General features: G+C 34.5%; 12 protein-coding genes and 2 other annotated features. Of the genes, 7 read left to right on the plus strand and 5 right to left on the minus strand.

What is annotated here, in order from left to right:
* The first annotated feature begins 19 nt into the window (after positions 1-19).
* Positions 20-742 (plus strand): amino acid ABC transporter ATP-binding protein, encoded by a 723-nt coding sequence (locus tag LGK95_RS17380; RefSeq protein ID WP_226126190.1) that lies wholly within the window; start codon positions 20-22, stop codon positions 740-742.
* A gap of 257 nt (positions 743-999) precedes the next feature.
* Positions 1,000-2,445, plus strand: coding sequence for a sodium:solute symporter family protein (locus LGK95_RS17385; protein ID WP_226126178.1), 1,446 nt, complete (start codon positions 1,000-1,002; stop codon positions 2,443-2,445).
* Here the strand turns inward: LGK95_RS17385 and LGK95_RS17390 are convergent.
* The 5 genes from LGK95_RS17390 to leuC form a co-directional block, all read right to left on the minus strand.
* Entirely contained in the window at positions 2,429-3,517 is a 1,089-nt protein-coding gene (locus tag LGK95_RS17390; RefSeq protein ID WP_226126179.1) for a dipeptide epimerase, read from the minus strand. The genes LGK95_RS17385 and LGK95_RS17390 overlap by 17 nt on opposite strands.
* 90 nt (positions 3,518-3,607) lie before the next feature.
* Positions 3,608-5,272, minus strand: a complete 1,665-nt coding sequence (gene leuA, locus LGK95_RS17395; protein WP_226126180.1) for a 2-isopropylmalate synthase — start codon at positions 5,270-5,272, stop codon at positions 3,608-3,610.
* 55 nt (positions 5,273-5,327) lie between these two features.
* Positions 5,328-5,541 (minus strand) — a binding site (T-box leader).
* 37 nt (positions 5,542-5,578) lie between these two features.
* The gene (leuB, locus tag LGK95_RS17400; RefSeq protein WP_226126181.1) at positions 5,579-6,652 is read right to left on the minus strand and encodes a 3-isopropylmalate dehydrogenase; all 1,074 of its coding nucleotides are present in this window, start codon (positions 6,650-6,652) and stop codon (positions 5,579-5,581) included.
* Complete coding sequence (leuD, locus tag LGK95_RS17405) at positions 6,652-7,143, minus strand: 3-isopropylmalate dehydratase small subunit (protein ID WP_226126182.1); 492 nt, start codon at positions 7,141-7,143, stop codon at positions 6,652-6,654. Before leuD ends, leuB begins: the two co-directional genes overlap by 1 nt.
* Positions 7,143-8,405 (minus strand): 3-isopropylmalate dehydratase large subunit, encoded by a 1,263-nt coding sequence (gene leuC, locus LGK95_RS17410; protein WP_226126183.1) that lies wholly within the window; start codon positions 8,403-8,405, stop codon positions 7,143-7,145. Before leuC ends, leuD begins: the two co-directional genes overlap by 1 nt.
* A gap of 182 nt (positions 8,406-8,587) precedes the next feature.
* Positions 8,588-8,796, minus strand: a binding site (T-box leader).
* Between the two features lie 195 nt (positions 8,797-8,991).
* Here leuC and ilvN point away from each other — a divergent pair.
* From ilvN to LGK95_RS17435, 5 genes are all read left to right on the plus strand, one after another.
* Complete coding sequence (gene ilvN / locus LGK95_RS17415; protein ID WP_226126184.1) at positions 8,992-9,486, plus strand: acetolactate synthase small subunit; 495 nt, start codon at positions 8,992-8,994, stop codon at positions 9,484-9,486.
* Positions 9,487-9,518: 32 nt separating this feature from the next.
* On the plus strand, positions 9,519-10,511 hold the full coding sequence (ilvC, locus tag LGK95_RS17420) for a ketol-acid reductoisomerase (RefSeq protein WP_226126185.1): 993 nt from the start codon (positions 9,519-9,521) through the stop codon (positions 10,509-10,511).
* Between the two features lie 148 nt (positions 10,512-10,659).
* Positions 10,660-12,267, plus strand: coding sequence for a citramalate synthase (cimA, locus tag LGK95_RS17425; RefSeq protein ID WP_226126186.1), 1,608 nt, complete (start codon positions 10,660-10,662; stop codon positions 12,265-12,267).
* Positions 12,268-12,279: 12 nt separating this feature from the next.
* Positions 12,280-13,941, plus strand: coding sequence for a biosynthetic-type acetolactate synthase large subunit (ilvB, locus tag LGK95_RS17430; protein ID WP_226126187.1), 1,662 nt, complete (start codon positions 12,280-12,282; stop codon positions 13,939-13,941).
* Positions 13,942-14,005: 64 nt separating this feature from the next.
* Complete coding sequence (locus tag LGK95_RS17435; RefSeq protein WP_226126188.1) at positions 14,006-14,962, plus strand: D-2-hydroxyacid dehydrogenase; 957 nt, start codon at positions 14,006-14,008, stop codon at positions 14,960-14,962.
* Positions 14,963-15,157 lie beyond the last annotated feature (195 nt).

Consider the following 15,157-nt stretch of genomic DNA (forward strand, 5'->3'; position numbering starts at 1 on the left):
CAAAAGTAGTGATAAAAAAATGATAAGAGTTTCTAATATTAATAAAAGCTTTGGAAAAAATCAAGTTTTGCATGATATTGATTTGACGGTTTATGAAGGAGAAGTTGTAGTAATTATAGGACCTAGTGGTTCTGGAAAGAGTACATTACTACGATGCGTTAATTTTCTTGAAAAGAGTGAGAGTGGACAAATATATTTTGAAGAAGAGTTAGTTGTACATAAGGAAAATGCTATTAACAAAATGCGTCAAAACGTGGGGATGGTATTTCAGCATTTCTATCTATTTCCACATATGACAGTTCTGGAAAATATCATTGAAGGACCTATTCAGGTGAAAAGAATAAAAAAGCAAGAAGCTGTAGCACTTGCTGAGGAATTACTTGATAAAGTAGGATTACTGGATAAGAAAGATTTTTACCCTGCAATGCTTTCAGGAGGTCAAAAACAAAGAGTAGCTATTGCTCGGGCACTTGCTATGAGACCGAAGTTAATAATGTTTGATGAACCAACCTCTGCACTTGATCCAGAACTGGTGGGGGATGTATTAAATGTTATGAAACAGTTGGCAAAGGAAGGGATGACAATGCTAGTTGTAACTCATGAAATGGGCTTTGCAAAGGAAGTAGCAGACAGAATAATATTCATGGATGAAGGCAAAATTGTAGAAGAAGGTAATCCGAATTCCTTCTTTATTAACCCAGAAAACCCACGGGTTAAAGATTTCCTAGGTTGCATCATTTAAAAGGGGAGTCGATTTTTGAATAATCAAGCTTTTGTTATATATATACTTTAGGATAGACCTTATGAGGTCTATCCTTTTTCTTTTATTGGATGTGGTCCTTCAGAATCAACAAATTCAGCAAATCCTGATGCTGCAACACCAGCAACAGTAAATAAGTAACAAAGTGAAACTTTCTGTATTTTCACTAAATTGACAGATAGGAGCAGAATAGTTGCAACGGTATGCTATAATAATAGATAAATAAAGGAGGAATAATAATGAATATACCGTTGATCATAGTAATACTGTACATAGTGATGTTATTTGGAGTTTCATGGTATTCTACTAAATTATCTAAAAAGGGAGGGGCTGAGGGCTTTTTATTAGCAGGTAGAGGTATGCCTGCTACCGTAGTAGCTGTTATGGTTGCAGGACTTGCAGTAGGTGGTGCATCAACAGTTGGTGTTGCGGAAAGTGCTTATACAAAAGGAATTTCGGCAGGTATGTATAATGCAGCGTGGGCTGCAGGTGCAGCTTTTGCAGGATTAGTTGTAGCTAAGAAATTTAGAAAAATGACTATAACCACTGTTCCTGAATTATTAGGTAACTGTTATGGTAAATCAGGTAAGTTACTGGGGGTAGTTGGACAACTAGTCATTCAGATGGTAATTACTTCTCTTCAATATATTGCAGGGGCATCGATATTAAATGCGTTACTACCAGATATATTTTCATTTAAAATTGGAATGCTTACGACAGCTGTGGTTTTTGTTAGTATTACTCTTATAGGTGGATATTGGGCAGCAGGGCTCAGCAATATTATAAATGTTGTTGTTATTTATATAGGACTTATTATAGGAGCAATAGCTGCAGTTCATAATGTTGGAGGAATGAGTAATATAGTATTAAAACTAAATCCTAATACTCCTTGGTTCAATCCTGTTGCAGGTGTAGGTGGAGCAGTGGTACTCGCTTGGTTTGTTGTCATGATTACTCAATCAATGTCTAATCAAGCAGTTGTTCAAGTATCGTTTGCAGCTAAAAATGGTAACACAGCAAGAAAAGGATATTTACTTGGTGCTTTGTTTATACTACCAGTGGGATTTATAGCAGCGTTATATGGTATTGTCGCAGCCGCTGAGTTTCCAGGACTTCCAAACGCTGCAATGGCTCTGCCCAAAGTTGTTATGTCACTTAATCCGTTTGTTGCAGGAATTACTCTTTCGGGATTATGGGCTGCAGATGTATCTACAGCTGTGGGGTTACTCTTAGGAAGTGCAACACTAGTAATTAACGATGTAATGAAAGTATATGTAAAAACTGATTTAACTAAAAAACAAGAATTACTATACTCACGCGTTATTATTTTAATAATAAGTATTATAACTTATTTACTTGCAAGTACCGTTGTAGGAATTTTAAATACATTACTTATAGGATTATCTTTAACTACTGCATTTACTATTTTGGTGATATTTACGATGTTTGCACCAAAACTATGTAAAAAGAGTGCAGCTGTCTGGACTTTATCTGTTGGTATATTAATACTTGTGGCATGGGTATTTATCCCACAAACTCATATAGTATCTCATCCAATATATTTAGAATGGCCGCTTTGCCTTGTAACTTTCTTTCTAGTATACATATTTGACAAAAGGCCAGCTAATATATCAATAATAGATAATACATTAAAAACAGATAATACATCTACACTAGAAAATTAGATTTTACCCCTTTAATTCCAAGGCCTGGTGCAGTTGAAAGTTCTATAAAACTTTCGTTAAAAACTGCACCACCAATTATTGGGTCCTCACTACATAGTATTGGGCCATCCAAATCTATTTTTGTTATAATACTTTTAGCAGACGCAAGATGTGCTGCGGCTGTAACACTAATCTTTGATTCTAGCATGCAACCAATCATACACTGCGTGCCATATATTTCTGCCATAGAGCATATCTTTGAAGCATTATAAATTCCACCAGTTTTCATTAATTTTATATTGATAAAATCTGCCGCGTGAGTTTGCAAAATTTTCAAAGCATCCATAGGTGAAAAAACACTCTCATCAGCCATAACTGGAATAGAAATATTGTCGGTTACAAATTTTAATCCTTCTATGTCATGAGCATCCACAGGTTGTTCAACAAACTCAATATTTAGCCCTGCGTCTTCAATTTTTCGAAGTGTCAAAATAGCTTCTTTAGGTTTCCAGCCCTGATTTGCATCAATTCTTATATTTATGTCATATCCAACAATATCTCGCACCGCCTTTAACCTTAATATATCAGTCCTTGAATCTTTCCCAACTTTTACTTTTAAAGTTTTATAGCCAAGTCCTATTGCGTGGAGACTATCTTTTGCCATCTCATTAGGTTCATTAACACTTATAGTAATATCAGTTATAAGTTCCTTTTTATATCCACCGAGTAACTTATATAGAGGCGTTTTGTATAACTGTCCGTAGAGATCATAAAGAGCAATATCTATAGCTGCTTTTGCACTAGTATTATTAACAATACATCTATTTAATTTAATAAGAATCTCTTCAAAATGCTCGACGTCCATACCAATAATAGTCTTTTTAATATGATCGTCAATTGCTCCAAGTATAGCTCCTTTAGTATCTCCAGTTATAACTCCAGTAGGTGGGGCTTCACCAAAACCAACGTTACCCGAATCTGTTTTGATCATAACAACAATATCTTCTACAGAATTTACTGTTCTTAAAGAAGTTTTAAAGGGTCTTTTTAAAGGCACGGAAATAGAGCTTATTTCAATATCAGTAATTTTCATATTAATTTCCTCCAATCGCGTTGTGATTATTAAACCTATAAAAGTAATAAAAGGAGCTCATAGCAAAATGCTTAAGCTCCTTTTATTATATTAACCTTTCCTATTAATAGCACTAAATAATGCATTTAGCGATGCTGTATCTATATTTGCAGAAACACCAACTCCAAAATACCTTTTATTATTGTACTCTATCTGTATATATGTGGCAGCTTTGGAGTTTGAACCACTGCCTAGAGCATGTTCGTCGTAAGATATAAAGTTATAACCATTAATATTTGAAGCATGTAGAGCATTGAAGAAGGCGTCTACAGGACCATTACCTACCCCGGAAATATTCATTTCTTTCCCACTTACTGATATTAATGCCTGAATGTTTACTATGTTTTCATCAGTTTCAACATTTTGCACTGATTGTATAGTATAACTTTTTAATAAATTCGGCGTTTTTATATTTAGGTATTCATTTTTAAATAAATCATAAATTTGATTTGCAGAGAGTTCTGTGCCAAGAAGGTCAGTGCTGCGTTTTACAAGAGCACCAAAATCACCTTGCATAGCTTTTGGCAAAATAAAACCAAAATCATTTTCCATTATAAAGGCAGCACCACCTTTACCAGATTGACTGTTAATACGGATAATCTCTTCATAGTCCCGTCCAACATCGTGTGGATCAATTGGAAGATATGGAACTTCCCAAAAATTGTTATCTTCATCTTGTTTAGCTTTAAGACCTTTTTTGATTGCATCTTGATGCGAACCAGAAAAGGCAGTATATACAAGTTTACCTGCATAAGGATGACGATCATGTACTGTCATTTTAGTACAAGTTTCATAGACATCTACAATTTCATAAAGCTTTGAAAAATCTAATTCAGGATCTATTCCTTGAACATGCATGTTTATGGCCATTACCATAAGATCAAGATTTCCAGTTCGCTCACCATTACCAAATAGGGTGCCTTCAACTCGATCAGCTCCTGCAAGAACACCAAGTTCTGAGGCTGCAGTACAAGTACCACGATCGTTATGAGTATGAAGACTTATAATAATATTTTCTCTATTCTTAACGTTTGCGCAGAACCATTCAATTTGATCAGCATAAATATTTGGAGTAGCCATTTCAACTGTTGATGGCAAGTTTAAAATTGCTTTTTTTGATGAAGTTGGCTTCCAGACGTCTAAGATAGCTTCGCAAATTTGAAGTGAATACTCAAGTTCAGTACCAGTAAAACTTTCAGGAGAGTATTCAAATGTGAAATCTGTCTCAGGGTATTTGTCCTTCTCTATCATTAGAAGTTTTGCACCGGTAACTCCAATATCAATTATTTCTTGCTTACTTTTCTTAAAAACAACTCTTCGTTGTAAAACCGAGGTTGAATTATAAAGATGAACGATAGCTTTTTTTGCTCCCTTAAGACTTTCAAATGTTTTTTTTATTAAATGTTCTCTTGATTGAGTTAAAACCTGGATAGTTACATCATCTGGAATAAGGTTATCCTCTATTAATGTTCTTAAAAATTGATATTCTGTATTTGAGGCTGAAGGAAAACCAACTTCTATTTCTTTAAAGCCAATGTTAACAAGTAATTTAAAAAGCTTAACCTTCTCATCTACGTTCATTGGAATTGGTAGGGATTGATTACCATCTCTTAAATCAACACTACACCAAGTTGGCGCTTTTTCTATTAGTTTATCAGGCCACTGACGATTTTTAATATTTATACCACCATATGGTTTATATTTTTTATAAGACATTTATAACACCCCTTTTAAATTTAGTTAGAATAAATACAAAGAAACTTCGCCTCAATCAAGAGGCGAAGTTTCTTCGCGGTACCACTCTAGTTAGTTTTATTTCTAAAACTCACTTAATGTCCTGTTAACGAGGGACAGACGATCCACCTTACTTAGTTTCAGGCGATAGCTCCCAGACGAGTTCAAAATCTTGAAATTACCGATTCACAGCTACCTCGGCTCTCTGAGAATTTCTGGAGATTTTTACTACTTCTGTTCAATGCATTTATTATTATAGTTATTGTAACACAAAATCTGTTAAATTAATTATTTAATTTCTTTTGCTATAAGGTCTGACATCTCAACAGTTCCAACGGATTTCATGCCAGGCGCCATAATATCAACGGTTCTATACTTTTTATCTAAAACTTTAGATACTGCATCTTCAACATCTTTTGCAGCGTCTTCCATATTAAAGCTATACCTAAGCATCATTGCTACGCTCATTATAGTTGCAATTGGATTAGCAATGTCACGGCCCGCAATATCTGGTGCTGAACCATGTATTGGTTCATATATGCCAAGTTTTGTATTACCTAAACTTGCAGAAGGAAGCATTCCAAGAGATCCAGTTAGCATCGAAGCTTCATCACTTAGGATATCTCCAAACATATTTTCTGTTAGAATTGTATCAAAACTACCTGGGTTACGTATAAGCTGCATTGCACAACTATCAACTAATTGTACTTCAAAAGTTACATCTGGATAATCAGCTGCCATTTTAGTAACTATTTCTCTCCAAAGTCTTGAGCTTTCAAGAATATTAGCCTTATCAACTAAAGTAAGCTTTTTACTTCTTTTCCTTGCAGTTTCAAAACCAACACGGGCTATTCGCTCTATTTCATAAGTTGAATAAGCCATTGTGTCCCATGCCTTTTGGCCACCATCTTCTAGGTCTATCCTGGATCTTTCACCAAAATATATTCCACCAGTTAATTCACGTATAACCATAATATCAATGTTATCTTTAAGAATTTCTGGTTTAAGCGCTGAAGCTTCCTTTAATTGTGGAAAAAGAATTGCAGGTCTTAGATTTGCAAAAACCTCAAGTCCTTTTCTAATTCCAAGTAATCCGGCTTCTGGTCTTAAATGACCTGGAAGTTTGTCCCATTTAGGACCGCCTACAGAACCAAGTAAAACTGCATCACTTCTTTTACAAATGTCTAAGGTTTCTTGTGGAAGAGGTACTCCTGTCTTGTCTATAGCTATTCCACCCATTAAAACATCAGTATATTGCACAGGAAAATTATATTTTTTAGATATTACATCTAATACTTTAATTGCACCAAGAACTATCTCTGGTCCAATTCCATCTCCTTTTATAACAGCTATTTTTGTCATTAAACTTCAGTCCTTTCTTTAAGATAATTTACAAGTCCTTCAGCACTTATAATCTCTTGCATAAATGCTGGAAAAGGTGTTGCTTTATAAGTTTTTCCTTTTGTGTTATTTGTAATAACTCCAGAAACTACATCTACTGATACATCATTACCTTCTTCAATGTCACGGGCAGCCTCTACGCATTCGAGTATTGGTAAACCTATATTAATTGAATTCCTGTAGAATATTCTTGCAAAAGTTTCAGCAATTATACAACTAATTCCAACAGTTTTTATAGCAAGAGGTGCATGCTCTCTTGAGGATCCACAACCAAAATTCTTACCAGCAACCATTATGTCACCATCTTTAACTTTACCTATAAAACCCTTATCTATATCTTCCATGCAATGCGCTGCAAGTTCTTTTGCGTTTGATGTATTAAGGTATCTTGCAGGAATTATAACATCAGTATCTACATTGTTACCATATTTTATAGCTTTTCCTTTAAACATTACATTACCTCCTCTGGTGAAGAAATTTTTCCTGTTATTGCTGATGCTGCAGCTACTGCTGGACTACAAAGATATACTTCACTCTCAGGATCACCCATTCTGCCAACAAAATTTCTGTTTGTAGTTGATAGAGCTCGCTCACCCTTTGCAAGTATTCCCATATGTCCGCCAAGGCAAGGCCCACAAGTTGGAGTACTTACAGCAATTCCAGCTTCTATAAATATTTCAATTAAACCTTCTCTAAGTGCCTGAAGATATATTTTTTGAGTAGCTGGGAAGATTAATGTTCTTATTTTAGGATTAACTGTTTTACCTTTGAAGATACTTGCAGCCATTCTAAGGTCTTCTATTCTTCCATTAGTACAAGAACCGATAACTACTTGATCTAGGATTACTTCGCCAACCTCATCAATAGTTCTAGTATTGTCAGGAAGGTGAGGGAAGGCTACAGTTGATTTTATAGTACTTAAATCTATTTCAATTACTCTAGAATAGACGGCATCGGCATCAGCTTTAAAAATCATCGGAGTTTTAGTTGAATGCTCTTTTACATATTCGAGTGTTTTATCATCAACTTCAAATATTCCGTTCTTTGCACCTGCTTCAATTGCCATATTGGCTATTGTAAATCTGTCATCGATTGATAGATTAGCAAGACCTGGCCCTGTATATTCCATTGATTGATACAGTGCACCATCTACTCCTATCATTCCTATGATATGAAGAATTACGTCTTTACCACAAATCCATTTTTGCATTTTACCAGTTAAAACAAATTTTATTGCTTCGGGAATTTTAAACCAACACTTTCCACTTGCCATTCCTGCGGCCATATCAGTCGATCCAACACCAGTTGAAAAAGCACCTAAAGCACCATAAGTACAAGTATGGGAATCAGCGCCAATTACAACATCACCAGTTACTACAAGCCCTTTTTCTGGTAATAGGGCATGTTCAATACCCATTTGGCCTACCTCAAAGAAATTTTCAATCCCTTTCTCATATGCAAATTCACGGATGCATTTACATTGCTCAGCAGATTTAATATCTTTATTTGGACTAAAATGATCTGGAACAATAGCAATTTTCTTTTTATCAAAAACATTATCAACACCCATTTTATTAAATTCATTAACGGCTACCGGTGTTGTTACATCATTACCTAAGACTAGATCAAGATCGGCCATAACTAATTGACCAGCTTTTACCTCTTTTAAACCAGCATGTGATGCTAGTATTTTTTGTGTCATCGTCATTCCCATATTAATTTGTTACCTCCTTATTAAACCTATAAATAATTAATTGGCTCTATATAGATATAAAACACCACAATTACTTTTTCGTGCAGGATTACCTTCTTTACTAAAAATGCCTCTATAAGAGGAAGTATAGCTTGTAACTTACGGTTTTGATTATAAAATTGTATAAAAAAAACAGCACTCCAGCCTGGGGCGAGAGTCTGTCCGCGGTACCACCCAAATATATCTTAATTAATTAACGGCATTGCCGGCGCAGCTTACATGAGGTCTATGACTTCTTTTCAGCCTGCAGCTCAAGGGTGATTTTTATCATTTGATTATTCATGGGCTTTCACCGAGTCCCACTCTCTTTTAGAATATCATAATGATTACTCTTCCCTATCATAGCTTTTTAAATTATAAGTAACGTTTTTTAAAATTGCTTGTACCACAATATACTACGAATAATAAAATAAGTCAATGTGTCAATAAAAAAAATATTCTGAATATCGTTGACAATTTATTTTTAAAATGTTACGATACATAAAATGTTTGGTACGAATTACAAATTAACTTGGTATTATTTACACGTGGAAAGGGAGGCGATTATTTGATTTCACATGTATTGTCAATTTTAGTTGACAACAACCCAGGAGTATTAACAAGAGTGTGCTCATTATTTAATAGGCGTGGTTTTAATCTTGACACTGTTTCCTCGGGACATACTGAAGATGAAAAATTTGCTAGAATAACATTATTGACTAAGGTTAGTGATGATGCAGGCATCGATCAAATAATTAAACAGATAAGAAAACTTGAAGATGTCCACAAAGTTGAGCAATTAGATAATGAAAACTCTGTTTGTAAGCAAATGTTGTTTATAAAAGTTAAAGCAGAAGGTAGTAACAGACAGGAAATCATAAATATCGGTAAGATATTTGGAGTTTCTATTATAGATGTAACACCAACAACTTTAATTATTCAAATTATAGGACATAACAGTAAATTATGTGCTTTTGAAAATTTAATTGAACCATTTGGCATTTTAGAAATAGTTGGAAGTGGATTTATTGCAATGCAAAGAGGTTCAGACGCAATAATCTAAAATATACATATAAAAATTAGGAGGAATTAACAATGGCGAAAATGTATTATGAAAACGAATGTAATTTAGAGAACTTAAAGGGAAAGACGGTTGCAGTTATAGGATATGGTAGCCAAGGACATGCACATGCTTTAAATTTAAAAGAGAGTGGCGTTAATGTTATTGTTGGTCTTTATGTAGGAAGTAAATCTTGGGCAAAAGCTGAAGAAGCAGGACTCACAGTTATGACTGCTGCAGAAGCAGCAAAGAAAGCTGATATTATCATGATACTTATTAACGATGAAAAGCAAGCTCAATTATACAAAGAAAGCATTGAGCCAAATCTTACAAAAAATAAAGCTTTAGTATTTGCTCATGGTTTTGCAATTCATTTTGGTCAAATAGTTCCTCCAGCAGATATAGATGTATTCTTAATAGCACCTAAAGGACCAGGACATACTGTTAGAAGCCAATTCTTAGAAGGCAAAGGTGTACCATGTCTTATTGCTATACATCAAGATGCTTCAGGACATGCAAAAGAGGTTGCTTTAGCATATGCATTAGGAATAGGTGGAGCAAGAGCTGGCGTTATGGAGACTTCTTTCAGAGAAGAAACTGAAACAGATTTGTTTGGAGAACAAGCAGTTCTATGTGGTGGTGTCTCAGCACTTATAAAAGCAGGTTTTGAAACTCTTGTAGAAGCTGGTTACCAACCAGAAATGGCATACTTTGAGTGTTGTCATGAAATGAAACTTATCGTAGATTTAATAAACCAAGGTGGTTTAAGCATGATGAGATATTCAATAAGTGATACTGCAGAATATGGTGACTATATAACAGGAAATAAAATAATAACTGCAGATACAAAGAAAGCTATGAAAGATGTATTGACAGACATTCAAACAGGAGTTTTCGCTAGAGATTGGCTTCTTGAGAATCAAGTTGGAAAACCATTCTTTAATGCAACAAAGAGAATAGAAAGTGAACATCAAATTGAAGAAGTTGGCGCAGAACTTAGAAAAATGATGTCTTGGTTGAAAAAATAAAATCAGTTAACAGCTTCGAAGAAAATGATTTAATACTTAAAATAACATAAAAAATTGCTATTTAGAGAACCAAGTTCTATAAAATAAAATTGAACTTGGTTCTCTTTGACATCTGAATTAGAGGGAATTTAGAGGATGGTGGAAAACTTTGAATAATAAGGTATATATTTTTGATAGTACTCTAAGAGATGGATCACAAGCTCAAGGAATATCATTTAGCGTTAAGGATAAACTTCAAATTACAAAAAAACTTGACGAATTGGGCGTAAGCTACATTGAGGCAGGTAATCCTGGCTCTAATCCTAAGGATGCAGAGTTTTTTGAAAAGGTTAAAGAAATTGATTTAAAAAATTCTAAACTTTGCGCTTTTGGAAGTACTAGAAAAGCACATTTAAAAGTTGAAGAAGATAGCAATTTAAAGGCTTTACTCCATTCAGGTGTAGATGTCATTTGTATTTTTGGAAAAGCATGGGACTTTCATGTAACAGAAATAATAAAAACTACTCTAGAAGAAAATTTAGCGATGATAAAAGAGAGCATTGAATATTTGAAAAAATGGAATAAAGAAGTTATTTTTGACGCTGAACATTTCTTTGATGGTTATAAAAATAATCCTGAGTATGCACTTAAGGTATTGTCTGTCGCAAAAGCTGCAGGGGCAGATTGGTTAGTGCTTTGTGATACTAACGGAGGAACTCTTCCTAGTTCTATAAAACCTATAGTAGATTTATTGGTTAATAAAGGCTTTAACAATTTAGGAATTCATTGTCACAATGATGCGGGAACTGCAGTGGCTAACTCTTTGATTGCAGTTGAAGCGGGTGTTCGTCAAGTTCAAGGAACATTTACAGGCCTTGGAGAACGTTGTGGAAATGCAAACCTGAGTACTATAATTGGAAATCTAATGCTGAAAATGAACTTTGACGCAATACCCAATGAGAACCTTGAAAAGTTAGTGGCAAACTATAGATACATATGTGAAGTAAGCAATATTATTCCGAGTGATCGTGAAGCATATGTTGGGAGTTGTGCTTTTGCACATAAGGGTGGAATGCATATTGATGCAGTTCAAAAGAATCCTATTTCGTTTGAACATGTTAATCCTGTTAAGGTAGGAAACGCAAGAACTATGCTTATGTCAGAGGTTGCTGGACGTAGCACAATAATGTCAATTATAAATAAAGTTGATTCATCTATCACAAAGGATTGTGAATGCACAGCTAGGATAATGAAAAGACTTAAAGAGCTTGAGCATATGGGTTATCAGTTTGAAGGAGCCGAGGGAAGTTTTGAGCTTTTGGTAATTAAGGAATTAGGACTTTTTAAACCTTCGTTTGAATTAGTAGAATACAGGGTTATGATAGATCAACCAATTAGAACAGATTGCAGTTCTACTGTTACTATGAAAATTAAGGTTAACGGAGTAATGGAAGTAACAGCTGCAGATGGATTTGGACCAGTAAATGCACTAGACAAAGCACTTAGAAAAGCTTTAAGTGTATTTTACCCATCTACTTCATCTATGTATCTATCGGATTATAAAGTTAGAGTAATAGGTGGGGATAAAGCTACTAGTGCGAAAGTTAGAGTTCTAATAGAATCTACAGATGGAGTTATTACATGGACAACTGTTGGTGTATCTTATGACATTATAGAAGCAAGTTTTAAAGCGCTTGTGGATTCTGTAGAATATAAACTTATCTATGATGAAAAAATGAGAATAAAAAATAAAAACAACATTTTATGCCACATTTAAGGAGGTATTAACATGAAATACAGGGGTGCAAGAATTTTACTAGAATGCCTCAAAGAGCAAGATGTAGATACTATTTTTGGTTATCCAGGTGGAAGTGTAATAAATATATACGATGAGCTTTATTCGTTTGAGGGAATAAAGCATATCTTAGTTTCTCACGAACAAGGTGCAGCCCATGCTGCTGATGGGTACGCTAGATCAACTGGTAAAGTAGGGGTATGCCTTGCAACGTCAGGACCTGGAGCTACTAATCTTGTAACTGGTATTGCAACTGCCTATATGGATTCTGTACCTATGGTTGCAATTACTGGTCAAGTAGCAACGCCATTAATAGGTAAGGATGCCTTTCAAGAAGTTGATATTGTAGGCATAACAATGCCTATTACTAAGCACAGCTTTTTAGTAAAAAGGATAGAGGACTTAGCTCCTGCTATAAGGCGTGCTTTTAAAATTGCTAAAAGTGGAAGGCCTGGACCTGTACTTGTGGATATACCTAAGGATATTACTGGAATAGAGGGTGAATATTTTCCCGAAATTCCGAAGGTAACTAAGCGAAAACCTGTTAACGTTGATCAAATTATGGATGCAATTTGTGCAATTAAGGGATCATCTAAACCGATAATTGTGGTTGGTGGTGGATGTAATATATCAGAGGCCAAGGAAGTTTTGATTGAACTTCAGAATAAATTAAAATGCCCAGTATGTAATACAATGATGGGTCTAGGTGCATTTAGTGGACTACATCCCATGTATACAGGAATGCTCGGTATGCATGGAACATTTGCGTCTAATAGATGTATAACTTCAAGTGATTTAATTATTGCAATTGGGGCTAGATTTAGTGATAGAGTTATCAGTGATCCTATATCTTTTGTAGCAAATACTAAGGTTATTCACATAGACATAGATGAAGCAGAAATTTCAAAAAATATAAAGGCAGATAGTTTTATAATTGGAAATGTAGCAGATGTCTTAAAAAATTTATTACAATCGCTTCCAGAGAGAGAAGAGAATGAATGGACAATGCTCGCAAAGGGATTAATTAAAAAAGACAAAGAAAAGGTTATAAAAGTAAATGAATTTGAGACTGTAAATCCTCTTTATGTAATTAAAAAACTATATGAAATTACAGAAGGAAATGCTATAATAACCACTGAGGTAGGTCAAAATCAAATTTGGGCAACTCAAGCTTTTACTTATACAAAACCAAGAACTTTTATTAGTTCAGGTGGGTTAGGTACTATGGGGTATGGCTTTGGAGCTGCAATAGGTGCAAGTATAGGAAAAAAAGAAATGGTATTTGATATTGCAGGGGATGGCAGCTTTAGAATGAACCTTAATGAGCTTGGAACTGTTGCAAGATATAATATACCTGTAAAGATAATATTATTAAACAATGGGGTTTTAGGTATGGTAAGGCAGTGGCAGAACTTGTTTCATTCGAAACGATTTTCAAGTACTACACTCGAGCAGTATACTGACTTTGTAAAAATTGCCGAAGGTTTCGGAGTAAAAGGTATTAGAGTTGAGCATAACGGTCAGGTTGTGGATGCATTAAAAGAAGCAATAGATTGGGATGGACCTGTTGTAATTGATTTTAGAGTTGCAGCCGATGAGATGGCGTCTCCTATGGTTCCACCTGGTGCAAGTATTGAAATGATGTTTGAGGTATAGTGGAAGCACTATACCTTATTTTTATGGTAATAAAAATTGTAAAATAATTATGTAGGAGGGTAATATGAAAATAGTAGTATTAGATGGTTTTACTTTGAATCCAGGGGATTTAACCTGGGAAGGTTTTGAAAAGTTAGGAAACTTAACAGTTTATGATAGAACTAAAGACGAGGAAATTGTAAACAGAGCTTATGACTGCGAAATGGTTTTAATTAATAAAACACCATTAAATATGGAAACTTTAAAAAAGTTACCTAAGCTTAAATATATTGGAGTTCTTGCAACAGGGTACAATGTTGTTGATGTAGTGGCAGCTAAGGAATTGGGTGTGTGCGTAACGAACATTCCATCTTATGGTACATCATCTGTTGCTCAATTTGTATTTGCACTTCTACTTGAGATTTGCCATAATGTGGGAGAACACAATGAAGCAGTTCACAAAGAAGATTGGACAAATTCAAAAGATTTTTGTTTTTGGAATTATCCATTAATAGAACTAGCTGGTAAAACAATGGGTATTATCGGTATGGGGAGCATAGGAAAGGCAACTGCAACAATTGCACAAGCATTTGGTATGTCTATTCTAGCTTATAATCCATCTAAGGATGAGTCGTTAAAATCAGATTCCTTTAAGTATGTTGAACTAGACCAATTATTCGCAGAGTCTGATGTTGTAAATTTACATTGTCCTTTATTTGAAAAAACTAAGGGAATGATTAACAAAGAAACTATTAATAAGATGAAAGATGGAGTTATTATCATAAACACTTCTAGAGGGCCTTTAATCGTTGATAATGACCTAGCAGATGCACTAAACAGTGGAAAAGTCGCTGGCGCAGGAGTAGACGTTATGTCTACAGAGCCTCCTGAAATGGATAACCCACTAATGCTTGCTAAAAACTGTTTCATTACACCGCATATTGCATGGGCGCCAAAGGAATCTAGAGAGCGTCTTATGGATATAGCTGTAGACAATTTAGTAAAGTTTATAAATAAAACACCTACTAATGTAGTAAAATAATTAATTAGCATACATAGATTTAGGGATATCTAATCATAAAATGATAAGATATCCCTAAATTTATTGCTTATATATATAGTTGTAAGGGCCTGTAAATAATTTTGTGTAAACAGAATATAATGTACTCTTTCTTGGCAATAATTGAGATAAGTGATTATCAAAGATTGTAAGGAGGAGTATTTTTATGTCAAACAT

The organism is Clostridium algoriphilum (assembly GCF_020443705.1).
GTDB classification, from domain to species: Bacteria; Bacillota; Clostridia; order Clostridiales; family Clostridiaceae; genus Clostridium_AD; species Clostridium_AD algoriphilum.